Raw genomic sequence first — 26,029 nt, 5'->3', positions numbered from 1 at the left:
ACCCGGAACACCGGACTGTTACTCGGTAAGTAGTGTATTCAGCGCGTCGGGCACGACCAGCACGTCGCTCCCGGGGTCGATCGCATCCGCGACCGTCGGTGCCGCGGACAGCAAACACTCCTCGACGATCTCGGGACAGTCGCTGTCGGTCACGTATACGTCGTGGTCGCGGAGCGCCCGCGCCACGACGAACGCGCGCTGTGCGCCGGGTTCGTACCCCTCCCGCATCGTTTCGTAGAGCGATTCCGCGCTCCCAGCCTCGGCCAACCACTCGTAGAACCGGCGCTCGCCGGTCCCGTCGCCCGCACCCTCCGGGAGCGCGGCCGGGATGACGACTCGGCCACCGCTCCGGAGCGGATTACGGGCACCCAAAACGACGTACGTCGCCGCCCGGGTCGCCTGATACAGGTTGGCGTCTTTCGGCGCGCCGACCCCGGCGACCACCGCGTCGTACGCCTTCGTCACCGGGACCGATAGGGCCTCCTTACCGGCCGCTGCGAGGTCCTGAACGACCGATCGGGGTCGGCCCGCACTCGCGGCCAGAATCCCCGACGGTCCGTGCGTGACGTTGAGGCAGAAGTCGAGGCCGACCGCGTCGCCCGCGCGGTCGACCGCCTCGCGGAACGGATTGCCGTCAACCCGGCCCAGTCTGACGCCCTCCTCGGCCAGCATCTCGGGGCCGTGCGTGTAGCGGATGAGCGGCGCGCCGCCCGCGCCGATGGCGACCGTCTTCGCCCCGCCGGAGAAGCCGGCGTACTGGTGGGGTTCGACCATCCCCGTCGAGACGACTAGATCGGCGTCGGCGACGCGTTCGTGGACCTGGATGGGACAGTCGTCGACGGTCCCGACCGTGACCGTCTCGTCCGGGTCGTGATTCTGCGCGAGGTCCGCGTGTTCGCCCAGCCCGTCTTCGATCTCCGCGTCGGTCATCGGCCGATGGAGGCCCAGGCCCAGGAGCACCGTCACCTGCTCACGCGGGACGCCCGCGCGTTCGAGTTCGCCAAGTAGCACGTCGAGCAGTACGTCGTCCGGCGTCGCACGCGTCACGTCGGTAACGACGATGGTCACGAGGTCGTCGGGATCGGCGAGCGCTGCGAGCGACGGGCCGTGCGGGTCCGCAACGGCGTTCTCAGCGGCAGCGCGGACGTCGACAGCCTCGCCGCCCGGCGGGTCGGCGACCGTCACCTCGCAGTCGGGAAGCGAGACGTCGATGGTGCCCTCCCCGAGCGGGAGCGTGAAACTCATGGCTGGCCCTGAAGGCCGGAAGCGGGGAGTAGCTGTCGGTCCCCCGCGTTACGCCCCGTCGGTCGCGTTGGCCCAGGTTCGTTCAGGCTGGTCTACGAAGCGCTGACAGCCGCTCTCCAGCGGGCTGGTCACGCTCCCGCTACAGCCAGCGAACCGCCCGTTCTCCAGCCACAGAATCCGCGTCCCGTGTGCGTCCGGGAGGAATCCCTGGGGGGACCCGCCGCTGCCGTTGATCGTGATCCGATAGAGGACGCCGGTGTCACACGTCTCGTTGACCGGCCCCTCGTGGTGAGACTCGACGTGAACCCGGAACGTGCTCAGGTCCGCGCCGGGCGGCGACGTGCGCTCGACCCACGCCGAGAGGGCGGCGTCGGCGTCCTCGGTTCGGATGAAGGTGTGCTTGGTGTACGTTCCGTTGGGGCCGGACCGCGTTCCGCGGAAGCTACTCAGGTCGTCCGCACAGCCCGAATCGACGCGCTCGAACTCGGTGATCTCCATCTCCGAGGGACCGGTGTGGTCCGAGAATCCGGGGAGTGTGTTCACCGACACGTCACTCGCACCGACGAGGACGACGGCGATGATCAGGAGGGCAATACCAACGCGTCTGGAGGGGGTGGCGATGGGGACCATCGCTCCCCCGTTATCTTCGGAGAATGATAGTCCCCACGGACGCCACCGTCAGCGCGCCCACTCGACCATCCGGCCGTAGACCGGGTCCGTCGAGAGCGCGTCGGCGTCGCCGACCAGCACGAGCGACTTCTTCGCCCGCGTGAGCGCGACGTTGATGCGGCGGTAGTCCTCGAAGATCGGCCCCTCCAGCGACCCCGTGGCGACGAAGGAGACGACGATGACCTCCTTCGAGGAGCCCTGGAACCGGTCGACCGTGTCGACAGTGACGCCCTCCGGCGCGCGTTTGTTGATCTCGGCGACCTGTGCGCGGTAGGGGGCGATGACGCCGATCTCGTCGGCGGCGACCCCCGCATCCAGGTAGGACTGAACGGTCTCGACGACGGCGTCGGCCTCGTCGGGGTTGGTGTTCCCCCGGGCTTGACCGCCCGGGTCGACGAACGCGACGGAGTCCCGCAAATGGTCGGGGAGCGCGTCGAGCGTGACGTCGGAGAGGTCGTCGATGCGCTGGGCCGCGACCTCGCCCGTGGCGGGGCGGAGCTGGCCGTCGTAGAACTCCCGGGAGGCAAAGGCCTGGATGCGCTGGGCCATCCGGTACTGGCGGTCGAGCATCACCGACGCCTCGGGATGGGCCTCGATGAGTCGCTCGAACAGCGACGCCGAGAGGTCCGCCGTCTCCACGCCGTCCATGTCGTCCTCGGCCTGGACGACCGGCGGGAGTTGCTGGTGGTCCCCGACGAGGACGAACCGGTCTGCGAGATTGATGGCCGCCAGCGCGCCGGGTTCGGTGATCTGGCCGGCCTCGTCGACGATGGCCACGTCGAAGGACTGGCCGCGCATCACCGTCGAGCCACAGGAGGCCGTCGTCGCTGCGACCACGGGCGCATCCCGGAGCCGATTCGACAGGGTCCCCGGGTCGCCGCGCTCTTTCAGCCGGTAGGACTGCATGTCGGCGTGGACGCCGTTCTCGGTGCCGATCCGGAGGAAGTCGTCGAACCCCTGGTCTCGAAGGGCTTCGAGGGCGTTGTCCACCGCCCGGTTGGTGAAGGCGGTCAACAGGACGCGCTCGCCGCGTTCGACGAGGGCGCGCACCGTCCGCGCGAGGGTGTAGGTCTTGCCCGTTCCCGGCGGCCCGTGGACGAGCGCGAAGTCCTCGGCCCGGGCCGCCAGCGACACCGCCTCGTTCTGGGCGTCGTTGTTGTCGATATACGTGGTGTCGTCCTCGCGGAACTCGGGATCCCGTCGCCCAAAGAGGACGTCTTTCTGCTCGGCCGGCTGCTGTAACAGGGCGTCGTGGAGCGCGGTGAGCATCCGGTCGACGCCGATCTCGGAGGGATAGACGTCGAGGCGTCGGAGGTCGAGCGGCTCGTCGGTCGTGACGACGATTTCCGGTTCCAGTTGCTGGACCCGCGCGAGTTCGGCCTTCCCGCGGATCGGATGGCCGTCGCTGGCCAGCACCACGTCGCCCTCTCGGATCTTCGAGACCGCGCCCGTCCCGGCCGCGCGGAGTTCCCAGCGGCCGCCGTCGAGTTCCCGGTTGTCGAGCGGCTCCAGATCGACCAGCGCCCGGTCGTCCTCGGCCCGTTCCTCGGCGGTCTGTCGCCAGAGCTTCGAGTACTCACGATGGATCGCCCGCCGTTCGGTCTCGATGGCGCGGTAGAACCGCTCGAAGTAGTCCCGCTCTTCCTCGGGGATGGCCTGTCCGACCTGGCCGGCTTTGGACTCCTGGTCCAGACGGCCCGAGACGGCCATGCAGGTGTCCTGCTCGAAGCAGTACTCGCATTTGGCGTCGGCCTCGTAGCCCGTCGGGACGCTCATGTCGGCCTCCATCGCGGCGATCTCGTTGCGCGTCCGCACGACGTACTGGAGGAAGCCAGGCCCGATCGAGAAGTCCTTGGCCGGCGAGAGGTCGCCGGTCTCCTCGGTCCGCTCCACGGCCGCGTTCTTGGTGTAGAGGAGTGTCCCCGTGTCCGGAGCCGCACCGGTGTGGACAACGTCCGACCCCCGGGATTCCCCTTCCCCGAGCATGAGCGCGTAGCAGGCGGCCTGGACTTTGTCCTGGAAGCGTGGGTCGCGGTTGGTGTTTTTCCCGGTCTTGAGTTCGACCGGCGCGCCGCGGCGGACGGCGTCGGCCCGGCCTTTCAGCCCGTAGGTCTCGCTGACCAGCGTCTGCTCGCTGCGCCACTGGTCGCCCTCGGTCAGCGTTCCCTGGTTCAGCCAGCCTTCGATGGCGCTCGCGTTCTGGCGGACCTCCTCGGCGACGCTCGCGGCGTCCCGGTCGAGCAAGCCCAGTTCCAGGCCCGCCTCCGCGACGCGTTCCTCGACGGCGTCGTCGAGATCCCGACCACGGAGCAGGTCGCCGAACACCTCGTGGACGATGGTCCCCTTGACGACGGGGTAGGCGAGCGGCAGGCCGGCGAGCTTGTTGAGGTAGTACATCCGCGGGCACTGGACCCACGAGCGGATGTCGGTCACGTCGACGAGGAATCCGGGTTCGACGACGACCATCGAGTCCCGGCCCGTCGAGTACTGGATCTCCCCGCGGAACTCGTCCTCGTCGGCGTCGGTCACCAGCAGGTCCATGCCGGGTTCTATGTACTCGGCGGTCTCGCTCCACTTCCCCCAGAGCGTGACGGTAACGGGGTCCTCGCGGCCCTCGTCGGGGCGCATCGTCACTTCGGCGAGGTCGCTCTGGCCGTTGCTGGTCTGGACGGTTCGGGGTTCCTCGGCGTCGACGATTGGCCCGCGGAGCTGCACGGTCGATGGCATCAGTGCGACGGACAAAAGCGCTCCCCTCCCGGCAGCGTCGGGGGCGAATAGAGACGGCTTTCCCGGAAGGACCGACACTGTCGGCGTCGAATCCCGGTACTACTGTCATCGAGCGAGAACGGCACAGACACACCCCAATACACCCGATATCCCAATATGCTGTGGATAACAATGCCCGCTCCACGGGGTGGTTGTCGTGTCACGAAGGCTCGAGTGTTATGAACCGCCACCAACTCATCTCCATCGCGGTCGCGATGTCCTGCTTTCTGGCCGTTGGCGTCGCAGCGACGACGCTGTCCTCGACGCTGTCGTCGGAACCGCACGAGGCAGTCGACCTCGACTACTCGTATCTCCCCATCGAGAGCAGCGACGTCGCCGACTTCCAGCAGGACATCGAGACGCAAAAGCGCGACGCGGACGCGGCCGAGGAGCCCCCGGTTGGGGGCAGTGACGACGGCCAGGGAGCGGGTGGAATCGGGGACCAGCCGGACCGACCGGAACAGCGAAACCGCGACGACAGCGGGCTCGCGCCCGCTACCGGTGACGAGGACGAATCCGGTGCGATGCCGGAACCCCAAGACGGCGGTTCGGGACCCGCACCGGGGAACGGGTCAGAGACCATCGCCGGCGGGGACGGTAGCGGTGGCGGTGGCGAGTCCGACCAGGCCACGAACGAGGAGACGGAGTCGGACGCCGACGGGTTCGACCCGCTGCTGATCGCTCTCGCGGCCGGGTTGCTGGCTGCCCTGCTCTACCGGTATCGCGACCGACTCCCGTGGTTCGACGGCTCGACCGATGGGGCCAGCGCCGACACGGACGCCGAGAACGCGTGGGAGCCCAGTCCCCCGCCGGATGCGAACGTCGTGTTCGCGGCCTGGGACGCCCTGATGCGGAACGTCGACGTCGAGAACACGCGGACCAGAACGACCCACGAGTGTGCAAATGCCGCCGCGAAAGCCGGGATGGACCCGAGTGCCATCGAGACGCTCACGCGGACCTTCGAGGAGGTCCGATACGGGGAGCGGCCAGTGACCGAGGACCGCCGCCAGCGCGTCTCACAGGTCTGTCAGCGACTGCAACTCGACCTGCCGGAGGGCACCGTATGACTCGGACTGCACGGGGGCCGCTGCTCGTCGGGGCACTCCTGTTTTGTCTCGGTGTGGGCATACTCTTCGCCCGCGGTCTCGCGAGTCTCGTCTCGATGGAGTGGCTCGTGTCCCGGCTCGGACACGATTACCTCGTCGTCGCGCTCGTCGGCATCGTCGCATTGGGTCTCGCGCTGCTCGTGGTGCTCGCCCGCACGCTCGACGGGTTCGACGGAGCCGACCCGCCATCGACCGAATCCGTCCCCGCCGGGCGGCCGCCGGGTGAGCAGATCGACCGCGTCATCGAGCGGGGGCTCGATCCCGCCGAACACCTCACGGGCGGACAGCGGGCGGCGGTGAGAGCGAGGCTGCGCCGAACGGCCGTCGAGACCGTGATGCGGGTCGACGGCTGCTCGTCGGCCGCTGCGACGGCGAGCGTCTCCGCCGGCGAGTGGACCGACGACGGGACCGCGGCGACGTTCCTGGCCGACGACGGCGCGGGCGAGTTCGGTCGACGCCTCCGGGACGCGCTCCCGGGCGGATCGCGGTTCCAGCGTCGCACCGAGAGCGCAGTGACCGCGATCCTCGAACGGGATCAGGGGGCGGACGGTCGATGACGACGGTTCGCCGGACACACCACTGGCGGGGCGTCGTCGCCGTTGCACTGCTCGCCGGTGCGTTCGGCGTCCTGTTGAAGCGCCCCTACGTCCTGCTCGCGGCCTGTCTCGGCGTCGGCTACGCCATCTACCCGCGGCTGCTCGAACCGCCCGCGGTCGAGTTGGCGCTCGACCGGCGCGTGAGCGAGACGAACCCGTCGCCCGGCGACGAGGTATCCGTCGAGGTAGCGGTGACCAACGAGGGCGAGGAGACGCTGCGAGACCTGCGCCTCGTCGACGGCGTTCCGGCGATGCTCGCGGTGAGCGAGGGCAGCGCCAGGCACGCGGCGGTCCTTCGACCCGGTCAGACCACGACGTTCGCCTACGCCGTGACCGCCGAGCACGGCTCCCACCAGTTCCGGGCTGCGACGGCCATCGCCCGCGACGTGAGCGGTCGTACCGAGGTCGAGACGACTCTAGAGTCGGATACCGCCGACATCGAGTGCCGTCGCGAGATTCCGGACCCGCCCGTCGCGGAGACGAGCGACCCGTTCCCCGGCCAGATCCTGACCAGCGGCGAGGGCGAAGGCATCGAGTTCGCTCGAACCCGCGAGTACCGCTCCGGCGACAGTCCGAATCGGATCGACTGGAAGCAGTACGCCAGGACCGGAACGCTCGCGACGGTCGAGTACCGCCAGGAGCGAACCGTCAGCGTCGTGGTCTGCATCGATGCCCGACCGAGCGCGTATCGCGGGATCGAGGGCGGTCCACACGCGGTCTCACACGGCGTCGCGGCCGCACAGGAACTGCTCGAAGCGGTCTGGGAGGTCGACGAGCGGGCGGGACTGGCAGCCATCGGCCGGGACTTTTGCTGGGTCCCACCGGACCGAGGGACTGACCACGAACGGCGAGTACGCGAGGTACTGCTCACCCATCCGACGCTGTCGCCACAACCGCCCGAGAACCCGGAATCTGACTACGACAGGGCGGCGGCACAGGTTCGGGAACTCAGGACCGGGCTCGATCGCGAGACCCAGCTCGTCATCGTGAGTCCGCTCGCCGACGAGTTCGTCGTCGAGAGCGCGCTGGAACTGGCCGACGCCGGCCGTCCAGTGACTGTCGTGAGTCCCGACGTGTCGACGACGGAGTCGCCGGGGAGTCGGATCGCGGCGGTCGAGCGACGGAACCGGCTCTACGCGCTGCGCCGAGGCGGCGTGTCGGTCGTCGACTGGGACACCCAGGACTCACTGGCCCGCGCACTGCTGGGCGCAAAGCGGCGGTGGTCTCGGTGACACAGGCCAGTGCTCCCGCGAGTTCGACGATGGTCCACCGACCGACGACGCTCGCGAGTGCAGTCGCCGTACTCGTCGCGGCCGGGAGCGTCCTCCTCGTCGCCGGCTGGACCCACGCGCTGCCGGTCGGCCTGACCGTCTTCGGACTGCTGGTCCTGGGTTTCGGGATCCACCGGGACGACGGGACCGCGACCCTGCTCGTCGGCCTCTGTGGCATCGGTATCGCGCTCACCGGCGTCGCGTTCGTCGCGACGGCAAACCTCGACAACATCGCGACTGCGGAGCTGTATCCGGGACTGATCGGCGTGGCGGTCCTGACCGGCGCGCTCCTGCCGATCCGCCGGGGCTGGGAGACCGCACTCGCCACCGCAGGTGCCGCACTCGTGTTCCTCAGTGTGCTCAACAGCGGGATCGCCTACGGGAGCGACCGACTGGTCCTCCTGGTCGCCACCGCGGGCGTCGTCGCGTCCTGGGACGCGGCCAGACACGCCATCACTCTCGGTGCGCAGGTGGGTAGGCAGGCCGAGACCAGGGGCGTCGAACTAACCCACGTCGGCGCGACGCTGCTCGTCGGTGCCGTATTCGTCGCCCTGACTGAACTCGTCTGGCGACTCGACGTCACCGACCTCCCGCTGGAAGGACTGGTCGTCTTCCTCGGGGCCGCACTGGCCTTCCTGGTCGTCCTCTATCGGTGAGGGGTCGGTCCCCTCACGCTCGGCGGGTCTTTACTGGATATACGACGGTTCCTCGGCGTCGCAGTTGTCCTCGTGTTTCCGCGCGTCGTCCTGATCGTCGAACATGAGTCCGCACTCCTCGCATTTGAACCAGGTCGCTTCGTCGCGCTGGGTCTGGACCACCATGTCATTTTATCTACTGGCGTCCGTCTTATGCGTTCCCCCGGGGAAACCTCAAGACGGTGGGCCGATAAGGCCCGGTCATGAGCCGGGATCACGGGGGCGGTGTCACGCTCACTGTCGAGGGGGCCGACAAGCGAGACGCCGGCAGGGGTGTCGCACGGCTTCCCGAAGCCGCCCGGAACGAACTGGGCATCCTGAGCGGTGATCCGGTCATCATCCAGGGCAGCCAGGAGACGGTCGCGAAGATGTGGCCGATGGCCGACGGCGACGGCGGCGTCGTCAAGATCGACGCGGACACCCGGGCGAACGCCGGCGTCAACATCGGCGAAACCGTCACCGTCAGTACCACCTCGGTCGCCGACGCGAACATCGTCTCGGTGCGTCCGACCGAACCGTTGCCCGACGAGGACGACATCGAATCGACCGTGAAAAGTCGGCTGCTCGACCGTCCGATCCGCGAGAACGAGCGGGTTCACGTCGAGGGACTCGGCGTCGTGGTCGTCTCCCTGACCGACCCCGACGGACCCGTCAGGGTGACCGACGAGACCGATCTCACCGTACTGGACGGCGTCGATCTCGGCCTCGACGATCCCCAGCCGGCCAAGGGGGACGATACGGCTGGCGGGGACATCGCCACGGAAATCGATCCACAGCAAACCACGGAACTCGACGTCACCTACGAGGACATCGGCGGGCTTGACGAGGAACTCGACCAGGTCCGGGAGATGATCGAACTCCCCCTCTCGGAACCGGACCTGTTCCGTCGGCTGGGAATCGACCCCCCGAAGGGCGTCCTCCTGTACGGGCCGCCCGGAACGGGGAAGACACTCATCGCCCGCGCCGTCGCCAACGAGGTCGACGCGCACTTTCAGACCATCTCCGGCCCCGAAATCGTCTCGAAGTACAAGGGCGAGAGCGAGGAGAAACTCCGTGAGGCGTTCCAGCGGGCCGAGGAAAACTCGCCGGCGATCCTCTTCCTCGACGAGATCGACTCGATCGCGGGGACGCGCGACGAGGACGCCGACATGGAGAACCGGGTGGTCGCCCAGTTGCTGACGCTGCTCGACGGGCTCGAAGAGCGCGGTCGGGTCATCGTCATCGGGGCGACCAACCGCGTCGACGCCATCGACCCCGCGCTGCGCCGGGGCGGGCGCTTCGACCGCGAGATCGAGATCGGCGTCCCGGGCGAGGCCGGCCGGCGCGAGATACTCGACGTGCACACGCGGGAGATGCCGCTGGCCGACGACGTGGACCTGGACTGGCTGGCGAGCCGAACACACGGGTTCGTCGGCGCGGACATCGGCTCGCTGGTGACCGAGGCAGCGATGGGCGCACTCCGGCGGACCCGCGAGGACCCGGTCGTGACTCGCGAGGACTTCGAGACGGCCCTGGCGGCGGTCGATCCCTCCGCGATGCGGGAGTACGTCGCCGAAACCCCGGACGTGAGTTTCGACGACGTTGGCGGACTCGACGAGGCCAAATCCAGACTACAGGAGGCCGTCGAGTGGCCGCTCTCCTATCGGGCGCTGTTCGAGGCCACCAGCACCGATCCGCCGTCGGGCGTGCTCCTCCACGGACCACCGGGGACTGGCAAGACCCTCCTGGCGCGGGCACTGGCCGGCGAGAGCGACGTGAACTTCATCCACGTCGCCGGGCCGGAACTGCTCGACAAGTACGTCGGCGAGAGCGAGAAGGCCGTCCGCGAGGTGTTCGAGCGGGCCCGCCAGGCGGCACCTTCGATCGTCTTCTTCGACGAGATCGACGCCATCGCGGGCCGGCGCGGGGAGACCAACGAGGCGACGGAACGGGTCGTCTCCCAGTTGCTGACGGAACTGGACGGGCTGGCAGAGAACCCGACGCTGGTCGTTCTGGCGGCGACCAACCGGCGCGAGTCGCTCGACCCCGCACTGCTCCGTCCCGGACGACTGGAACAACACGTCGAGGTCCCCGACCCCGACGAGTCGGCACGTCGGGAGATTCTCGCAGTCCACGCCGCCGGGAAACCGCTCGGTGAGGACGTGGACATGGACGAACTGGCCGTGGAGACGGCGGGCTACTCCGGGGCCGAACTCGAAGCGCTCGTTCGCGAGGCGTCCATGCTCGCGATCCGCGAGTTCGCCGCCGAACACGGTCCGGAAGCGGCCAACGACAGAGCCGACGAGGTAGTCATCCGCGGCGACCACTTCGAGGCCGCCACGGACTCGGTTCAGTCTCCTTGACCCCAATCACTGCGCTAATTCGGTCGAAGACCCAACGGCCATCGATATACGGTACCACTACTCGTTCCATTCGCACGATACAACAGGAACATTTATTAAAGATAGGCCGGTACGATCAGGTAGACACATGATGCCGATCGTACGCGTACGCTGTCTCATTCTCGACTGACGCGTCCAGGCATCGCTTTCGAATATTCCGCTGCTGCCCGACACACCAAATCCATGAGTACACAACGCTCGACGTCCGACTCGCGCCAGACACTGCCGACCCAGACAGGAACCCGAACCGACTCCGAGACCGCGCCACTGATGTTCTCCACGGAGAACGAGGTTCAGATACAGGGGCTGTTCACGGCCGAGAGCGACGAATCCCCCCGCTGAGACTCAGCGAATCCCGATCCGCCCGAACCCGGCGTGGCTTTATTCACGGCCGGAAAGTACGCCCACTCGATGAGCCGACGCCTCGGCGTCGTTGCGATTACCGTCCTCGTGGTCCTCGCCGATTGTAACGCGCCCCTTTCCGACGGGATCGTGACCGGAACCGTCGTCCGAGACGAACCTTGAAGGGTGACCGTCGAACCGCCGAGCGGGGACGGGTAGCTCACTGCCGCGCAGTCGCCAGGTTCGCTTCGATGGTCTCGGCCTTCGTCAGCCCGGTGTGTCGCCAGGCCGTTTGCCCCTCGGCGTCGACGACGAGTACCGTCGGGAGGCCCTCGACGTTGTACTTCGTTCCGGCTTTCATCTGGGGATCCATGGCGACCGGCCAGGTCCCGTCGTACCGTTCCCAGAAGGTCCGGACGGGCCGGCGTTCCGTCTCCCAGGTGATCGAGAGCATGTGGAGGTCGGGGTTGTTCTCGCGGACCGTCCGCAGTTCGGCCATCTGTGGTTTACACGGTTCGTACCACGACGCGAAGAAGTCGATCAGGGCGACTTCCCCGGGCGGTTGGACTCGAATCTCCGAGCCGGTCGACCCACCGACATCGAGCGTCTGTAGGGTGAACGAACTGCGAGGAGTCCCCCTCTGTTCGTTTTCGTCACCGCCACCGAGGATTCCGGAACACCCGGCCAGCGTGGCGACGGCCGTCGTCCCCATCGCGAGGAACCCCCGGCGGCCCCTGTCGTACATGTTCCCCTGTCTGGTATCCTGGTAGAAAAGTAACACGCCATCGACTCGAACACGACGTTCGTCACGATCAATCACGTTGAAGGGTTACTACTCGGAACACAGTCTCGATGACTGACACAGCAGACAGCGTCAGTGCATGGGCAGGGGTGGTCGCGCCCGCGTTCACGCTCGGTGCGGTCGTTCTGGCGACGCTGTTATCGCCCTCCTTTTCCTGGACGGGGAACGCGCTCTCGAACCTCGGGGGCACGGTCAGCGACGCCTCGACATCCCTGACACGAGCTGTCTTCAACGGCGGCCTCGTGGGGGGCGGGCTCGTCGGCCTCGGCTTCGGCTATGCCCTCCTTCGGTCCGTTCGCAACCGCGTCGAGTTGGCCGGCGTGGGCCTGTTCGGACTGGTCCTGCTCGCGATGGCGCTCATCGGCGTGTTCCCAGAAGGGACCGATCCACACGTCCCGGCCGCCGTGGGGTTCTACGTCCTGCTCTCGGTCGCGCTGTGGACCTACGGGATCGGGAACGTACTCGCCGGGGCACGGACCCGCGGCCTCGCGACCGTCGCGGGCGGCCTGCTTAACACCGGAGCCTGGACGGTCTGGACCGTGACCGGCGAGGTCATGCGGCCCGGACTGGCACTCCCGGAGATCGTCGGGGCGACGGTGTTCGGCGTCTGGGCCGTCGCGACCGCCGTCGACGTTCGGACCCGACTCGACGAGGCGTGACAGACTCCCCGTTGGTCCAACGCCGCTTTGCTCGACGACCGCCCGGGTCGAACGGGGCGAGTGATCGCTACTCGTATCGGTTGGCGAACTGCGCGATGCTCTCGTCGGGACCGGCGATCACGACGCTGTCCTCGGCCCGGATCTCGAAGTCGGCGTCGAGGTCGGTTATCACGTCGCCGTTGCGCTCGATCGCGATGACTGTACAGCCGGTTTTCGCACGGATGTCCGCTCCGGCCAGGGTCGAACCGGCGAGTCCATCGGCGTCGAACCGGACGACTTCGACCTGCTGATCCAGCGAAATGACGTCCTCGCCGAGGATCGTCGAGGCGAGCATCCGACCGCTGACCGTCGCCAGGGCGAGCGCGTAGTCGGCGCCGGCCTGATAGAGTTTCCTGACGTTTTCGGTCTCGTCGGCGCGAGCGATGATCTCGACGTCCGGCGCGAGGTCCCTGACCGCGAGCGTCGCGAAGATCGTCATCGTGTCGTCGGCGAGCGCGAGAATGACCGTTCTGGCCTCCTCGATGCCGGCTGCCCGGAGATCCGCCTGGTCGGTCATGTTCCCCACGAAATCGACCCCGTCCTGGTCGTCGATGTCAACGGTGGTCGAGTGGATTCCCGCCGAGTCGAGGTTGGCGTGAATAGTGGACCCGACCTCGCCGTAGCCGCCGATGACGACCGTCCCGTCGCGACGGTCGCGCTGTTTCGACAGCGTGAGTTCTTTGAGCGTCTCCAGTTGCGCTTCGCGGCCAGCGACCAGCAACACGGTCTGTTCGTCGATTCGGGCGTCCGGCGAGGGCGGACTGACGAACTCGCCGCGGAACCACGCACCGATGACGTTCGCGCCGACTCGCTCGCGAATCCCGCTCTCGGCGACGGTCTTGCCGGTGAGTTCGCTCCCGGACTGCACGGGGAGTTCGGCGATCTCGAAGTCCTCGCCGATCTCGATCGCGTCACCTACCTCGGTGCTGATGCTCGTGGTCACTTTCTTGGCCAGACTCTCACCGATGAGCGTCCGCGGCGAGAACACGTGGTCGGCCCCGGCGTACCGGTGGTAGGAGGCGATCTCCGGGTCCGTGACGAACGTCATACACATCACGTCCGGGGCCACGTCTTTCCCGGTCAGGACGATGCTGGCGTTCGTCGAGTCGTCCAGGTCGGCGACGAGCGCGCGCGCCGACCCCAGGTTCGCGTTCTCCAGGACCGACGCCGACTCCGGGTCGCCGTGGATCAGGTCCACGCCGTCCTCGACGAGTTCGACCGCCCGGTCGCGGTCCGGTTCCACAACGACGTACGGGATGTCCAGCAGATCGAGTTCGTCGATGAGCATCCGGATTCGCGGCGAAAACGCACAGATGACGACGTGGTCCTCGACGTCCCCGACGCTGCTGGGCGGCGTCGTCGAGATCGTCTCCTCGAACATCGGGAACAGCAACACCGGGAGCGCCAGGAAGATCAACACGACGCCGGTCAGGTCCATGGCGATGACCAGCAGGTTCGTCTCCGGTTCCGACCACGGCGCGTCGGAGCCGAACCCGGTCGTGGTGAACGTCTCGACCACGACCTGGACGGAGTGGAGAAACGAGTGGGTCGCCCCCTCGTAGGTCAGCATCGCGTAGTGATACAGAACGGAATAGAGCAGCATGATGGCCCCGAGCGCGAGGAGATACAGTGCAGTCCGACGCTGCCACGTTTTCATTGCCTTGGCCCAACGAACAGGGAGGGTTTACCTTTTTTGAGCGACCCGCCCGAGGGTTTTTCCCTGGATAATCCATTGCTATCGTATGTCACGGGAGATCACCCACGACGCGACTGGCCCGAAGATCGTCGACGAGGACGACATCGGAGAGAAAGGCGACATCGCCATCTGCATGTGCGGACTCTCGGGGAACTACCCGTTCTGCGACGGATCACATCAGGCCACCGCCGACGAGGAGGAGGGCGTTCGCTACAAGTACGAGGGCGACGACGACGAGAACCCGCGACACGAGATCGACGAGATCGTCTTCACCGACGGGGAGTAGCCGCGTCGATCCGAGCGATCGACCTGTCGATATCCGGACAACGCTTTTCTCGGTCGACGCCGATTCCCCGAGGATGCCCGCCATCGAGACGGCCGAGTTGACGAAACGCTTCGGCGACCTCGAGGCTCTCGCCGACCTCTCGCTGTCTGTCCCCGAGGGAGAGCTGTTCGCTCTCCTCGGACCGAACGGATCGGGGAAGACCACGACGATCGAGATCCTCACGGGGCAACTCGAACCGACCTCGGGGACCGCCAGCGTCCTGGGTCACGACCCGGTGGCCGATCCGCTGGCAGTCCGGCGCGCCGTCGGAATCCTGCCCGAGCGGGAGGACCCGCCGAGTTTCCTGACGCCGCGGGAGTACCTGGAGTTCGTGGGTGCCGTGCGGAACCTCTCGGACGTGTCCGCGTCCATCGACGACTGGGCCGACCGCTTCGAGTTCCGCGAGAAACTGGACACGCTGGCGACGGACCTCTCGGAGGGGGAGCGCCAGCGAGTGATGCTCGCAGCGGCCTTCGTCCACGAACCCGACCTGGTCTTCATCGACGAACCGCTGGTCAACCTGGACCCGCTCATGCAGGAACAGATCAAGGGCCACTTCCGGGAGTACTGCGAGCGGGGCAACACCGTCTTCCTCTCGACGCACTTCATCGAGGTGGCCGAGGAACTCTGTACCCGCGTCGCCATCGTCAGCGACGGCCGCCTCGTCGCCGAGCGCAACCCGCAGGAACTCGACGACGGCGAGCGCCTGCTCGACGTGTTCCGGGAGGAAGTTGGCAAGAGCCGAGCGGTCCCGACCGGAGCCACGGACTGACTCATGGCTCTCACACTCCACCTGTTCCGGCGAATGCTCCGCGAGGAGTGGCGACTCCACGAGGAACTGTTCGGCGGCCGTCGCTTCGGCGCGTTCCCGGTCGCTATCGCGGTGCTGGCGGCCGGTGGCTTCGAGTTGCTCCGGGTCACGGGAACCGGCTTCGACGCCGTCGCCGCCGGCCTCCACGGCCTGGTCTTCTTCTTCGGCCTCCAGGTCGGGACTATCGGACTCGTCGGCCGCGACGCGTTGCGGGACGTGCTCGGCGACGTGACGCTGCTGGTTTTCTCCGCTCGGACGTTACCGGTGTCGTGGAACCGCCTGCTCGCGGTGTTCCTGCTCAAGGACCTGGTGTACTACGCCGTCTTTTTCCTGGCCCCACTCGGGATCGCCGCCGCACCGAGCGCCCTCCGTACTGGCGTCACCCCCGGCCGAATCGGGCTGTTCTGGGTGACGCTTGTCGGCGCGTTCGCGCTGGGGGTGACGCTCAGCCTGACACTCGCGGGACTCGCGACGCGGAGCAAACTCGCCGTCGTCGTCCCGGTTGCGGTCCTGACTGCGGCCGTCGTCACGATCGGGTTCGACGTCGTCGCGTACACCCCCTACGCGCTGTATCTGGACCCGAGCGCGATCGCTGCGGTCCGCGGGTTCGCGCCGGTCGTCGCGTTCGCCGTGCTCGGGCCGCTCCTCTTCCAGCCGGTCGAGGGCCGCGCCCAGCGGACCTCGCCGGGCCGGTTCTCCCGGATTCGCGGGGTACTCGCCGACGATACCGGGCTGACGACCCGAGCGCTGCTGGACGTGAGCCGGTCCAGTGGGTCGGTCTGGAAGGTACTGTTCTCGATGGGCGTCCTGTTCGGCGTCACCGCGCTCCTGCTCGGACAGATCACGGCGGCGACGGGGCTGGAACCGTCCCCCGGCATCGCCTTCGGAACGTTGCTCGGACTCGGTGCATTCACCACGTACAGCTGGGTGACCCAGTTCGACGACCCGGACGAGTACCGCCGGTATCCGGTGTCGCTCGGGGCGGTCTTCGCGGGGAAGCGCCGCGCGTACCTGCTCCTGTCGCTCCCGGCCGGGTTGCTCTACCTCGCGATCGCGACGATCTGGTATCCGCCCCGTGAACTGGCCGTGGGACTCCTCGTCTTGCCGCTCGTCGCGGTGTACGTCTTCGGCGTGACGGCGTACGTCGCCGGGCTCTCCGCGACGGAGTTGCTCTTCGATACGGTGTTGTTCGTGGCTTTCGGCGCTGCGCTGGCGCTGGTGTCGATCCCGATGCTGGTCGCGGCACTCGTCTATCCGACGGCACCGGTCACCACGACGGTCGGCGCGGTCGCGCTGTCGCTGGTCGCTGCGGTCGTGGGTTGGCTGTTGGGGAGCCGAGCCGGGCCGAAGTGGGAACGCCGTTTGCGGGAGTGACGCCGTCGAGTCCAGTTATAATTCCGAAATCGCTCCCGGTGGATATTTGAGTGAGGGCCGGCTTCATGCGAATAGTGTGCAGGTGGCAGCCCAACCTCGTCGCAGATCGTTCCGCGCGCAGAACCGTCGTCACGGCGCATCGGCGGGACAATGACTGACGAGATACGGCTGCTGATGGTCGACGACAGCGAGTTCTTCGCCGAGATGACGGCCTCGACGCTGTCAGAGGAACACGGGATGACGACGTTCTGGGAGACCAGCGCCGAGGACGCGCTGACGTTTCTCGACGACACCGAAATCGACTGTATCGTGAGCGACTACGAGATGCCCGGCGCGAACGGCCTCGAACTCCTCGACATGGTCACCGAGCGCCACGGGGACGTACCCTTCATCCTCCTGACCGGCCGCGGGGACGAGGAAATCGCCTCGAAAGCCATCGCGGCCGGCGTCTCCGATTACATCCTCAAACTCGAGGTCGTCGAGGACCAGCAGTACCAGCAACTGGCCAACCGGGTCGAGAGCGCAGTCACCCAAAAGCGTGCCCAACGGCGCTACGAGTTGCTCGTCAACAACACCCCGGACGCCGTCGCGCAGGTGTCCGCCAACGGGGAGTTCATCGCGGCGAATCCAGCGATGGCGGACCTCGCATCCGTCTCTCGCGAGGAGTTGCTCGGGAGCGACATCGTCGAGCGGCTCCCCGACGGCATCGGCGACGAGTGGCTGTCCGTCGGTCGAACCGCCATCGAAACGGGCGAGTCCCAGCGGTCAGAAACGGAGTTCGACGATCGGTACTTCCACAACATCTTCGCGCCGGTCGACATCAGGACCGAGCGTAACACCTTCCAGCTCATCGCCAGAGACGTCACCGAACGCGTCGAGCGCGAGCGGGAACTGGAGCGACAGAACGAGCGCCTCGACCGGTTCGCCAGCATGGTCTCCCACGACCTCCGGAACCCCCTCGACGTCGCCGAGGTCAACCTCTCGCTGCTGTCCGAGCAGTTCGAGGACCCGCCCGAGGAACTCGACCGTATCAGTGGCGCGCACGGCCGGATGACGGCGCTCATCGACGACGTACTGACGCTCGCCCGGCAGGGTGCGACCGTCGAGGACCCGGAGCCGACGGATCTGGAACCGACCGTCGAGCAGGTCTGGCCCTACATCGAGACGGGCGATGCCGAACTCGTCGTCGAGGCCGAAGGGACCATCGAAGCCGACGGTGCCCGACTCCAGGAACTGCTCTCCAACCTCTTCCGGAACGCCGTCGAACACGGAGACGCATCCGAGATCCGGGTCGGCCGGGTCGACGACGGGTTCTTCGTCGCCGACGACGGGGACGGCATCCCGGCCGACGAGCGCAGCGAGGTGTTCCGGACCGGCTACTCGACGACCGACGACGGCACCGGCTTCGGCCTGGCCATCGTCGAGGAGATCGCCGAAGCCCACGGCTGGTCGGTCGCGGTCGCTGATAGCAAATCGGGTGGTGCCCGGTTCGATATCACCGGCGTGACGTATTGCTGAGGAGCGGTTCGCCCCCGAGTAGCCGCGTCCGGGAGCGTTATCAACCCCGGGTCCGCCGGGTAGCGTATGAGCTATCGCGGCGTCGTCCTCGATCTCGACGGCACAGTGTATCGCGGCAGCGACCCGCTCCCCGGCGCGGTCGACGCCATCGACTCGCTCCGCGCGGCCGATCTCTCCGTGCTTTTCTTCTCGAACAACCCGACCGAAACCCGCCTGGACTACGTCGACCGCCTCGGCGAGATGGGCATCGCCGTCGACGTCGAGGAGGTGCTCTCGGCCGGCACCGTCACGACCGACTACCTTACCGACGAGCACGCAGACGACGACCTCTTCCTGATCGGGTCGCCGGCGCTCCGCGAGCAGTTCGAGACCGCCGGTCTCACGCTGACCGAAGACGCCACCGCCGCCGACGTCCTGGTCGCGTCCTGGGACCGGGAGTTCGATTACGGCTCGATGACTGCCGGCCTTCGGGGCCTGCAAGACGAGGACACCGTCTTCGTCGGCTCGGACCCGGACCGCGTCGTTCCCGCGGGCGAGGACAGCCTGATTCCTGGTTCCGGGGCCATCATCGGAGCCATCGAGGCGGCCGCCGACCGCGCCGTCGACCGCGTGATGGGCAAACCCTCGCCGGAGGCCGTCGAGGCCGCGACGGACGCGCTGGGCGTCCCACCGGAGGACTGTCTGCTGGTCGGCGACCGACTCGACACCGACATTGCGCTCGGTGAACGCGCCGGAATGACGACCGTCCTCGTGCTGACCGGCATCACCGATCGATCGGACGTCGAGGAGAGCGAGTTCACGCCGGACCACGTCATGGAGTCGCTGGCCGACGTGCCCGCGCTGCTGGAGTGAAGCGGGGTGCAGGCACTCAGCGGGTTCGGGTTTATATCCATGGGACACCATAGCATATGCTGCGTCCCGATGCGGGCGCGTGAACACCAATGAGCGGCAAGCGAATCCTGCTGATAGCCGGCGACTTCGTGGAGGACTACGAGGTCATGGTACCGTTCCAGACGCTCCAGACGGTCGGCCACGAGGTCGACGCGGTCTGTCCGGAGAAGGAGGCCGGGGAGACGTGCAAGACGGCAATCCACGACTTCCGGGGCGACCAGACGTACATGGAATCACGAGGGCACAACTTCGAGGTCAACGCCACGATGGCGGAAGTAGACCCGGCCGACTACGACGCCCTGGTCGTCCCCGGCGGCCGCGCCCCGGAGTACCTGCGGACCTACGACGCGGTCCTCGACGCCGTCCGGCACTTCTTCGAGGCCGAGAAGCCGGTGGCGTCGCTCTGCCACGGGCCACAGATCCTGGCCGCGGCGGACGTGCTGGAGGGCTACGAGATGACGTCCTATCCGGCAGTCCAGGCGGAAGTCGAGGCGGCCGGCTGTTCGTGGGTCGACGGCGTCGTCCGGGACCGCAACCTCGTCACGGGGCAGGCCTGGCCGGACCACCCCGAGTGGCTCGCCGAGTTCCTCGACATGCTGGGCACGGACGTCGACCACTCCGAGACCATCGCGGCCGCGGACGACTGACTTCGCCCGTTTTTCGACAGTCGGAAATCACAACTTAGTAACCACTCTGGCCGGACGGTCCGCTCGTAATGCGCCGCCCTGCCCTCTCCCGTCGGTCCCTCCTGTCGGGGCTCGGACTCGGAGCCGTCGGTATCGGCGTCGGCACCCTCGCCGCCGCCGGTGCCGACGGCGGGCCGTCGTGGCCCCAGTACCGATACGACGCGACCGGTGCCGGCTACGCACCGGACAGAACCGCCCCCCGTGACGAGCCGACCGTGCGCTGGCGATACGAAGTCGAGCACGGTGGGTTCTCCTCGCCGGCACCGATCTGCCACGACGGGCGCGTGTTCCAGTCCTTTGGCGAGCGACTGGTCGCGCTGGACGCCGAGACCGGAGCCGTGGCCTACGAACTCACTAACCGCGACAGACGGTTCCTGTCGACGCCGGCGGTCGCCGACGCGGCGGCCTACGTCTCGCCGGCGCTCGTCACCGCGTGGGAGCAAGGCTATCAGTCGCTGGGTATCGACGGCGGACTCGACCTACCTGCGACCGACGAGCGCGCATTCACGTCACGCTGGCACGTCGGCGAGGAGTCTGACGACGCCATCGGCTCCACGATCACACTGGACAGCGGCTGGCAGACGCCGCCGGTCGTCGTCTCGGGCACGGTCTTCGCCACAGGCGACGGAATCGCAGCTCTCGACGCGAGTTCCGGCCGGGTGCGGTGGCACCGGGAGACGAGCGCCCTCACGCGTCCGGCCGTCGCCGGCGGGACGGTGTATCTCCCGAGCTACGGAGGCGGGGCCTCGCTGGTCGCCCTGGACGCCTCGACTGGCGAGCGACAGTGGGAAACGAGCCTGGGGCGTGGGCCCAGAATACAACCGGTCGCCGCGAACGGGCTCGTGTACGTCACGCGGGACGAGCGGCTGGTCGCCGTCGACACCGAGTCGAGCGACATACGGTGGCGGTTCGAGGCCGGCGAGAACGAGCGGTTCGTCACGGTCCCGGTCGTCCGCGAAGACACGTTGTTCATCAGATCCCGCTGGTCGGACGGCGAGGACGGGTACGGCGGCCGACTCTACGCACTCGATGCCGCCAGCGGGACAGAACAGTGGGCTGTCGAAACGGAGATACCCGGCGACGACGAGATTCCACCGGTCGCCGCTGGTGACACGCTCTTGCTCCCGGATCAGGACACGCTGCTCGCACACGACGCCGAGACCGGCGACGAACTGTGGCGCTTCGAAGGCACGTACAACGTGTCCTCGCCAGCGGTAGGGGACGGGACGGTGTACCTCTCCGACGCAGACGCGGTGTACGCACTGGAGGGGTCGGCGTGACCGACCGACAGCCCGTGCGTGTCTGGGACACGCTCCGCGAAGCCCTGCGTCGGCTGTCCTGGCACCCGACCGTCGTTGTGCTCTTTCTCGTCGCTGGACTCCTTTCGGTCGGCGTCGAGCAACTCATGCTTCTGGACCCGGTGCCGTCCACGACGACGACGCTGGTCAGTCCGTTCCAGGTCACCGTCGACGGCACGATCAGCGGAACGGACGGTCCCCCAGTTAGCGCGTCGCTCGGTGCCTTCTACGGCCTGCGGCTCCCCTGGCTGGCCGCACGGCTGGTCATGCTGACCGTCACGTCGCTCGGAACCCTGGCCGTCGTCGTTATCGGCATCGCCGCCATCGACAGTGGCGACCTTCGAGCCGGGTTCGACGACCTCACACCGGAGCGGTTCCTGCGAGCAGTGGGTCTGACGGTCGGCATCCTCGCCGGGTTCGGGCTGCTCGTCGGACTCGCAGCGCTAGTTCCCGTCCTGGCACTCCCGGTGGTGCTCGCGATCCTGTTCGTCCTGCTCCGCCTCTTCGTCGCGCTCCCGCTGGTCGTTCGGGGACACGGCCTTCGACGGAGCGTGCGAGAAAGCTGGCGGCGGGTCGCGGGCCACGGGGTTCGAGTCCTCGGTATCGTGCTGGTGCTGGGGCTGGGCAGCGGACTGATGGGCGAGGTCCCGCTGATCGGGGTCCTGCTCGACGAACTCGTCTTCGCCGTCCAGATCAGCGCGATGACGGTCGTCGCCGATCTGACCGGGTCGTCGGACACGGTGTCCGTCACGCGGTCGTCCCCGCCGCGACCCCCGTATCGAAGCCGAGGCTGAGCGCTCAGAGGATGATCTTCCCGAGGGCGCTGGCGACCAGTTCGACGGCCAGCTCAGCGGTCTGGTTGTGCTGGTCCAGAATCGGGTTGACCTCGACCAGTTCGAAGCTGCGCAACAGCCCCGGTTCCGAGAGGTGTTCGGCGACCAGTTCCATCGCGGCGTGGGCCTCGCGGTAGGAGACGCCACCGCGAACCGGCGTCCCCACGCCGGGGGCCTCCGTCGGGTCGAGCCAGTCCAGGTCCAGACTGACGGCGACCCCGTCCGTCCCGTCCGTCGCCACCTCGATGGCTTCCTCGACCACGTCGGTCACGCCGCGGTCGTCGATGTCCGTCATGGTGTAGGCAGTCACGTCGCTGTCGCGGATGTTCGATCGCTCGCCCTCGTCGAGGCTCCGGAGGCCGATGATGGCGACGTTCTCCTCGGCGACGTTCCGTGCGGGGGCCCAGTCGGTGTCGGCGAACTCCCCGAGACCGAGGATCGCGGCGAGGCTCATCCCGTGGACGTTCCCGCTCGGCGTCGTCGCGGGCGTGTTGAAATCCCCGTGGGCGTCGAACCAGACGATCCCCGTCGACTCGTCGCGGGACACCCCGCCGGCGCTCCCGATGGCGATCGAGTGGTCACCGCCGAGCACGAGTGGGAGTTCCCCGTCGTCGACGGCCTCTGTGACTTCGTGCGAGAGCCGCGTACAGACGGTCTCGGTCTCGGTCAGGAACTTGGCGTCGCCGTCGGTCGGTGCGCCGGCGTCCGGATCGGTTCCCTCCGGTCGCGGGACGTGAACGTCGCCCCAGTCGACACACGTCGCTCCGATCGCCTCCAGTTCAGCGGCCAGACCGGCGTAGCGGATGGCCGACGGGCCCATGTCGACGCCACGTCGGTCGGCTCCCAGATCCATCGGTACCCCGATGACGCGTACGTTCCTGTCCATCAGTACCTGCACTCTCCCGAACGCACAAAAATCGACTGTCCGACGGGCTAGACGTTCGCGCCGGTGTACTGGGCACAGACCCGACGGATGCCCTCCTCGAAGTCGATTTCGGGCTCCCAGCCGGTCGCCTCGCGTATCTTCGAGAAGTCGGCGCACGTGTCGTGGACGTAGACGTCCTCGGGGATCGGGTTCTCGACGTACTCGGGGTTGATGTCGGTCCCGAGTTCGTCGTTGAGCATCTCGACGACCGTGTTGAAACTGTAGGCGTCGCCGGTGCCGAGGTTGTAGATCCCCGTCAACTCGTGATCGGCGGCCAGTTCGATCCCGCGGACGATATCGCTCACGTGAGTGAAGTCACGGGTCTGGGTACCGTCGCCGTACAACACCGGCGGCTCGCCGCCGGCCATGTCGTCGGCGAACTGCGCGATCACGTTGGCGTACTCGCCTTTGTGTTCCTCCGCGCCGCCGTAGCCCTGGTAGACCGAAAAGAAGCGCAGGCCGGCGACGTTCATGTCGTGATAGTTCGCGTAATACTCGCCGTAGCGCTCGCGAGCCAGTTTCGAGGCCTCGTACCCGGTGTTGACCGCCACCGGCATGTCCTCGGGAGAGGGTTCGGTCCGGCTGCCGTAGATCGAGGAGGTCGAGGCGTAGACGACGGTGTCACACCCTTCCTTCCGTACTTGCTCGACCGTGTTGACGAACCCCTCGACGTTGACCCGGGCCCCCAGCTGGGGGTCGTCCTCGTGCATGTTCAGCGAGGACAGCGCCGCGAGGTGAAAGAGCACATCGACGTCGGCCGGGAGATCATCGTCGAGGACGCTGGCCTCGACGTACTCGACGTCGTCGTCTAAGTTCTCGGGGGTACCGAGATAGCCGTCGTCGAGCGCGATCACGTCGTTGTCAGCCGCGAGCCCGTTGGCGAGGTTCGATCCGATGAACCCCGCGCCGCCGGTCACGAGCACACGCTTTCCCTGCATACCTCTGAAACCCAAGGGGACGACTAAATGTGTATCGCTTGCCGGATATTGTCACTATCGAGACGCGTCATTCGACTGCTTGCCGTCGGATTTTGGATTCGTGGAACGATACTCATTTATCCGCCGGGTTTAAGGAAAACTACCACGAACGTTCCGTTATGTCATCAATCGAACTCACTCCGAGTCAGAAGAACATCCTTCAGGAACTCGTCAATCTCTATCGGGAGTCCGAGTCAGCGGTCAAGGGCGAAGACATCGCCGAACAGGTCGACCGTAACCCGGGGACGATCCGCAACCAGATGCAGAGTCTCAAGGCCCTCCAGTTGGTCGAGGGTGTACCTGGCCCCAAAGGTGGCTACAAGCCAACTGCGAACGCATACGACGCGCTGCAGGTCCAGGACATGGACCAGGCGGCAGACGTGCCCCTCGCCCACAACGGCGAACCCGTCGAAACGGCCAACGTCGAAGAGATAGACCTCACGAGCGTCCACCACCCCGAGGAGTGTCGCGCCGAGATCAAACTCCAGGGTTCGATCTCCGATTTCCACGAGGGCGACACCGTCACCGTCGGCCCGACCCCGCTCTCGAAACTCCGCATCATCGGTACCGTCAGCGGTAAAGACGACACCAGCAACATCCTCATTCTCACCATCGACGACATGAAAGCACCAGTCGGCGAGGTCGCGAAATAAGGGCTCGCTCGACCCCGTCACGGAGACGGAGCCCGACGGTCGTCATTACATCTCTTTGACAGTGACAACTTGGATATGATTCTACGCGACCGGGCCGTCGCCGTGGTAAATATCGCCGGATAGAACCGGCTTTCTGTCGGTAACAACTGCCGGTTGGTACGTCACGATTTCAAAGCCTTTGTATCAGGTGACACCCGAGAGGCACCCATGACAGAGAACGTAGTCGTACTCGGGTCGGGATACGCGGGTGCGGGCGCAATCAAGAGCCTCGAATCCGAACTGGGGAACGACGCGGACATCACGTGGGTCTCGAACGTCGATTATCACCTCGTCCTCCACGAGTCCCACCGCTGCATTCGTGATCCGAGCATTCAGGAGAAAGTCACGATCCCGGTCGACGACATCAAGTCCCCGAGCACGCGATTCGTGCAGGGCGAGGTCGTCGACATCGAGACCGAGGACCGGACGATCGAACTCGACGACGACTCTACTATCGACTACGACTACCTGCTGGTCGCGATCGGCTCCCAGACCGCCTTCTTCGGGATCGACGGCCTCGAAGAGTACTCCCACACGCTGAAGAGCCTCGACGACGCGATGGGCATTCACCAGGACGTCAAGGAGGCCGCTCGCGCTGCCTCCCAGTCCGACCCCGCACAGGTCGTCGTCGGCGGTGCCGGCCTCTCGGGTATCCAGACGGCCGGCGAGATCGCCGGCTTCCGCGAGGACCACCGCGCCCCCATCGACATCCACCTCGTCGAAGGACTCGACGAGATCTTCCCCGGGAACGACCCCGAGGTCCAGGCCAAACTCCGCAAACTGCTGGAGGAGCGCGACGTCAACATCATGACGGGCGAGTTCATCGGCGAGGTCGACGAGGAGACCATCTACGTCGGTGACGAGACGGAACTCGACTACGACGTCCTCATCTGGACCGGCGGGATCACGGGCCGCGACGCCGTCCGCGACGTCGATCTGGAGAAAGACGACCGCAATCACCGCATTCACACGGAGATGAACTTCCAGACCGAGGACGAGCGCGTCTTCGCCATCGGCGACTGTGCCCTCATCGACCAGCCCGGCGAGAACCCCGCGCCGCCGACCGCCGAGGCCGCCTGGGAGGCCGCCGACCACATCGGGAAGAACATGGCCCGACAGATGCGCGGTCAGCCCCTCGATGACTGGACGTTCGAGAGCAAAGGTACGGCCATCTCAGTCGGCGAGGACGCTGTCGCTCACGACGTGACGCAGTTCCCGATGAGTCTGATCCCCGGCGACACGTTCGGCGGCTTCATGGCCCGGAACCTGAAGAAGGCCATCGCCGCTCGCTGGATCAACTCGATCACCGGCCCCGGCCGCGCCGCGAAGGCGTGGCCCGACATGTAAACGCGGAACACGCTCGCGTCCGAAAGCGAAACGTTCTCTCAACAACTGGGAACTCGGACTGTTGTTTATTCTTTCGACCCGGATA

General features: G+C 67.0%; 25 protein-coding genes. 17 read left to right on the top strand and 8 right to left on the bottom strand.

Annotation, left to right across the window (positions count from 1 at the left end; translation table 11 throughout):
* Positions 1–18: 18 nt before the first annotated feature.
* From E2481_RS00395 to E2481_RS00385, 3 genes are read right to left on the bottom strand one after another with little or no spacing between them, the layout of a single operon-like run.
* On the bottom strand, positions 19–1,245 hold the full coding sequence (locus E2481_RS00395; RefSeq protein WP_136715144.1) for a lactate racemase domain-containing protein: 1,227 nt from the start codon (positions 1,243–1,245) through the stop codon (positions 19–21).
* A 48-nt stretch (positions 1,246–1,293) separates the two neighbouring features.
* Complete coding sequence (locus tag E2481_RS00390) at positions 1,294–1,875, bottom strand: hypothetical protein (protein WP_136715143.1); 582 nt, start codon at positions 1,873–1,875, stop codon at positions 1,294–1,296.
* A gap of 48 nt (positions 1,876–1,923) precedes the next feature.
* Positions 1,924–4,629 (bottom strand): AAA domain-containing protein, encoded by a 2,706-nt coding sequence (locus tag E2481_RS00385; RefSeq protein ID WP_136715142.1) that lies wholly within the window; start codon positions 4,627–4,629, stop codon positions 1,924–1,926.
* A gap of 230 nt (positions 4,630–4,859) precedes the next feature.
* Here E2481_RS00385 and E2481_RS00380 point away from each other — a divergent pair, with 230 nt between their 5' ends.
* The 4 genes from E2481_RS00380 to E2481_RS00365 are packed head-to-tail and all read left to right on the top strand — an operon-like array spanning position 4,860 to position 8,309.
* Positions 4,860–5,747: a DUF4129 domain-containing protein gene (locus E2481_RS00380; protein ID WP_169302341.1), complete on the top strand. Its 888-nt coding sequence runs from the start codon at positions 4,860–4,862 to the stop codon at positions 5,745–5,747.
* Entirely contained in the window at positions 5,744–6,343 is a 600-nt protein-coding gene (locus E2481_RS00375; RefSeq protein ID WP_136715140.1) for a DUF7269 family protein, read from the top strand. The genes E2481_RS00380 and E2481_RS00375 overlap by 4 nt, the downstream gene beginning before the upstream one ends.
* Positions 6,340–7,614: a DUF58 domain-containing protein gene (locus tag E2481_RS00370; protein ID WP_136715139.1), complete on the top strand. Its 1,275-nt coding sequence runs from the start codon at positions 6,340–6,342 to the stop codon at positions 7,612–7,614. The genes E2481_RS00375 and E2481_RS00370 overlap by 4 nt, the downstream gene beginning before the upstream one ends.
* Complete coding sequence (locus E2481_RS00365; RefSeq protein WP_136715138.1) at positions 7,611–8,309, top strand: DUF7519 family protein; 699 nt, start codon at positions 7,611–7,613, stop codon at positions 8,307–8,309. The genes E2481_RS00370 and E2481_RS00365 overlap by 4 nt, the downstream gene beginning before the upstream one ends.
* 30 nt (positions 8,310–8,339) lie before the next feature.
* On the opposite strand, the gene E2481_RS18850 is transcribed toward E2481_RS00365, so the two are convergent.
* Positions 8,340–8,474, bottom strand: a complete 135-nt coding sequence (locus tag E2481_RS18850) for a DUF7128 family protein (RefSeq protein ID WP_256867875.1) — start codon at positions 8,472–8,474, stop codon at positions 8,340–8,342.
* Between the two features lie 77 nt (positions 8,475–8,551).
* Here E2481_RS18850 and E2481_RS00360 point away from each other — a divergent pair, with 77 nt between their 5' ends.
* Together E2481_RS00360 and E2481_RS18480 are read left to right on the top strand one after the other, a co-directional pair.
* Complete coding sequence (locus E2481_RS00360; RefSeq protein ID WP_136715137.1) at positions 8,552–10,690, top strand: AAA family ATPase; 2,139 nt, start codon at positions 8,552–8,554, stop codon at positions 10,688–10,690.
* 222 nt (positions 10,691–10,912) lie between these two features.
* On the top strand, positions 10,913–11,071 hold the full coding sequence (locus E2481_RS18480; RefSeq protein WP_169302340.1) for a hypothetical protein: 159 nt from the start codon (positions 10,913–10,915) through the stop codon (positions 11,069–11,071).
* A gap of 220 nt (positions 11,072–11,291) precedes the next feature.
* Here E2481_RS18480 and E2481_RS00355 read toward each other — a convergent pair whose 3' ends face one another.
* Positions 11,292–11,816, bottom strand: a complete 525-nt coding sequence (locus E2481_RS00355; protein WP_136715136.1) for a TlpA family protein disulfide reductase — start codon at positions 11,814–11,816, stop codon at positions 11,292–11,294.
* A 107-nt stretch (positions 11,817–11,923) separates the two neighbouring features.
* Here E2481_RS00355 and E2481_RS00350 point away from each other — a divergent pair, with 107 nt between their 5' ends.
* Entirely contained in the window at positions 11,924–12,532 is a 609-nt protein-coding gene (locus E2481_RS00350) for a DUF998 domain-containing protein (protein WP_136715135.1), read from the top strand.
* Positions 12,533–12,599: 67 nt separating this feature from the next.
* On the opposite strand, the gene E2481_RS00345 is transcribed toward E2481_RS00350, so the two are convergent.
* Positions 12,600–14,228, bottom strand: a complete 1,629-nt coding sequence (locus tag E2481_RS00345; protein WP_136715134.1) for a potassium channel family protein — start codon at positions 14,226–14,228, stop codon at positions 12,600–12,602.
* A gap of 85 nt (positions 14,229–14,313) precedes the next feature.
* Between E2481_RS00345 and E2481_RS00340 the strand changes: the two genes are divergently transcribed.
* From E2481_RS00340 to E2481_RS00305, 8 genes are all read left to right on the top strand, one after another.
* Positions 14,314–14,553: a CDGSH iron-sulfur domain-containing protein gene (locus E2481_RS00340; protein WP_136715133.1), complete on the top strand. Its 240-nt coding sequence runs from the start codon at positions 14,314–14,316 to the stop codon at positions 14,551–14,553.
* A 73-nt stretch (positions 14,554–14,626) separates the two neighbouring features.
* Positions 14,627–15,364: an ABC transporter ATP-binding protein gene (locus E2481_RS00335; protein WP_136715132.1), complete on the top strand. Its 738-nt coding sequence runs from the start codon at positions 14,627–14,629 to the stop codon at positions 15,362–15,364.
* Positions 15,365–15,367: 3 nt separating this feature from the next.
* Entirely contained in the window at positions 15,368–16,777 is a 1,410-nt protein-coding gene (locus E2481_RS00330) for a hypothetical protein (RefSeq protein WP_136715131.1), read from the top strand.
* A gap of 150 nt (positions 16,778–16,927) precedes the next feature.
* On the top strand, positions 16,928–18,295 hold the full coding sequence (locus tag E2481_RS00325; RefSeq protein WP_136715130.1) for a sensor histidine kinase: 1,368 nt from the start codon (positions 16,928–16,930) through the stop codon (positions 18,293–18,295).
* 66 nt (positions 18,296–18,361) lie between these two features.
* Entirely contained in the window at positions 18,362–19,147 is a 786-nt protein-coding gene (locus E2481_RS00320; RefSeq protein ID WP_136715129.1) for an HAD-IIA family hydrolase, read from the top strand.
* A gap of 89 nt (positions 19,148–19,236) precedes the next feature.
* On the top strand, positions 19,237–19,833 hold the full coding sequence (locus tag E2481_RS00315; RefSeq protein WP_136715128.1) for a DJ-1/PfpI family protein: 597 nt from the start codon (positions 19,237–19,239) through the stop codon (positions 19,831–19,833).
* Between the two features lie 68 nt (positions 19,834–19,901).
* The gene (locus E2481_RS00310) at positions 19,902–21,152 is read left to right on the top strand and encodes an outer membrane protein assembly factor BamB family protein (protein ID WP_136715127.1); all 1,251 of its coding nucleotides are present in this window, start codon (positions 19,902–19,904) and stop codon (positions 21,150–21,152) included.
* Positions 21,149–21,964, top strand: a complete 816-nt coding sequence (locus E2481_RS00305; protein ID WP_136715126.1) for a hypothetical protein — start codon at positions 21,149–21,151, stop codon at positions 21,962–21,964. Before E2481_RS00310 ends, E2481_RS00305 begins: the two co-directional genes overlap by 4 nt.
* A gap of 4 nt (positions 21,965–21,968) precedes the next feature.
* On the opposite strand, the gene rocF is transcribed toward E2481_RS00305, so the two are convergent.
* Positions 21,969–22,889, bottom strand: a complete 921-nt coding sequence (gene rocF / locus E2481_RS00300; RefSeq protein ID WP_136715125.1) for an arginase — start codon at positions 22,887–22,889, stop codon at positions 21,969–21,971.
* Positions 22,890–22,936: 47 nt separating this feature from the next.
* Positions 22,937–23,866 (bottom strand): NAD-dependent epimerase/dehydratase family protein, encoded by a 930-nt coding sequence (locus tag E2481_RS00295; protein WP_136715124.1) that lies wholly within the window; start codon positions 23,864–23,866, stop codon positions 22,937–22,939.
* Between the two features lie 158 nt (positions 23,867–24,024).
* Between E2481_RS00295 and E2481_RS00290 the strand changes: the two genes are divergently transcribed.
* Together E2481_RS00290 and E2481_RS00285 are read left to right on the top strand one after the other, a co-directional pair.
* The gene (locus tag E2481_RS00290) at positions 24,025–24,558 is read left to right on the top strand and encodes an Rrf2 family transcriptional regulator (RefSeq protein WP_136715123.1); all 534 of its coding nucleotides are present in this window, start codon (positions 24,025–24,027) and stop codon (positions 24,556–24,558) included.
* 207 nt (positions 24,559–24,765) lie between these two features.
* Positions 24,766–25,944 (top strand): NAD(P)/FAD-dependent oxidoreductase, encoded by a 1,179-nt coding sequence (locus E2481_RS00285; RefSeq protein ID WP_136715122.1) that lies wholly within the window; start codon positions 24,766–24,768, stop codon positions 25,942–25,944.
* The last annotated feature ends 85 nt before the right edge of the window (positions 25,945–26,029 follow it).

It is taken from the genome of Halorientalis salina (assembly GCF_005049285.1).
In the GTDB taxonomy this organism is placed as follows: Archaea; Halobacteriota; Halobacteria; order Halobacteriales; family Haloarculaceae; genus Halorientalis; species Halorientalis salina.
This window is presented reverse-complemented; position numbering and strand designations above follow the sequence as displayed.

Bases quoted from the DNA above. Each gene is read 5' to 3' on its own strand.
- E2481_RS00395 (WP_136715144.1), bottom strand. From the start codon at position 1,245: ATGAGTTTCACGCTCCCGCTCGGGGAGGGCACCATCGACGTCTCGCTT.
- E2481_RS00390 (WP_136715143.1), bottom strand. From the start codon at position 1,875: ATGGTCCCCATCGCCACCCCCTCCAGACGCGTTGGTATTGCCCTCCTG.
- E2481_RS00380 (WP_169302341.1), top strand. From the start codon at position 4,860: ATGAACCGCCACCAACTCATCTCCATCGCGGTCGCGATGTCCTGCTTT.
- E2481_RS00375 (WP_136715140.1), top strand. From the start codon at position 5,744: ATGACTCGGACTGCACGGGGGCCGCTGCTCGTCGGGGCACTCCTGTTT.
- E2481_RS00370 (WP_136715139.1), top strand. From the start codon at position 6,340: ATGACGACGGTTCGCCGGACACACCACTGGCGGGGCGTCGTCGCCGTT.
- E2481_RS18850 (WP_256867875.1), bottom strand. From the start codon at position 8,474: ATGGTGGTCCAGACCCAGCGCGACGAAGCGACCTGGTTCAAATGCGAG.
- E2481_RS00360 (WP_136715137.1), top strand. From the start codon at position 8,552: ATGAGCCGGGATCACGGGGGCGGTGTCACGCTCACTGTCGAGGGGGCC.
- E2481_RS18480 (WP_169302340.1), top strand. From the start codon at position 10,913: ATGAGTACACAACGCTCGACGTCCGACTCGCGCCAGACACTGCCGACC.
- E2481_RS00355 (WP_136715136.1), bottom strand. From the start codon at position 11,816: ATGTACGACAGGGGCCGCCGGGGGTTCCTCGCGATGGGGACGACGGCC.
- E2481_RS00350 (WP_136715135.1), top strand. From the start codon at position 11,924: ATGACTGACACAGCAGACAGCGTCAGTGCATGGGCAGGGGTGGTCGCG.
- E2481_RS00345 (WP_136715134.1), bottom strand. From the start codon at position 14,228: ATGAAAACGTGGCAGCGTCGGACTGCACTGTATCTCCTCGCGCTCGGG.
- E2481_RS00340 (WP_136715133.1), top strand. From the start codon at position 14,314: ATGTCACGGGAGATCACCCACGACGCGACTGGCCCGAAGATCGTCGAC.
- E2481_RS00335 (WP_136715132.1), top strand. From the start codon at position 14,627: ATGCCCGCCATCGAGACGGCCGAGTTGACGAAACGCTTCGGCGACCTC.
- E2481_RS00330 (WP_136715131.1), top strand. From the start codon at position 15,368: ATGGCTCTCACACTCCACCTGTTCCGGCGAATGCTCCGCGAGGAGTGG.
- E2481_RS00325 (WP_136715130.1), top strand. From the start codon at position 16,928: ATGACTGACGAGATACGGCTGCTGATGGTCGACGACAGCGAGTTCTTC.
- E2481_RS00320 (WP_136715129.1), top strand. From the start codon at position 18,362: ATGAGCTATCGCGGCGTCGTCCTCGATCTCGACGGCACAGTGTATCGC.
- E2481_RS00315 (WP_136715128.1), top strand. From the start codon at position 19,237: ATGAGCGGCAAGCGAATCCTGCTGATAGCCGGCGACTTCGTGGAGGAC.
- E2481_RS00310 (WP_136715127.1), top strand. From the start codon at position 19,902: ATGCGCCGCCCTGCCCTCTCCCGTCGGTCCCTCCTGTCGGGGCTCGGA.
- rocF (WP_136715125.1), bottom strand. From the start codon at position 22,889: ATGGACAGGAACGTACGCGTCATCGGGGTACCGATGGATCTGGGAGCC.
- E2481_RS00295 (WP_136715124.1), bottom strand. From the start codon at position 23,866: ATGCAGGGAAAGCGTGTGCTCGTGACCGGCGGCGCGGGGTTCATCGGA.
- E2481_RS00290 (WP_136715123.1), top strand. From the start codon at position 24,025: ATGTCATCAATCGAACTCACTCCGAGTCAGAAGAACATCCTTCAGGAA.
- E2481_RS00285 (WP_136715122.1), top strand. From the start codon at position 24,766: ATGACAGAGAACGTAGTCGTACTCGGGTCGGGATACGCGGGTGCGGGC.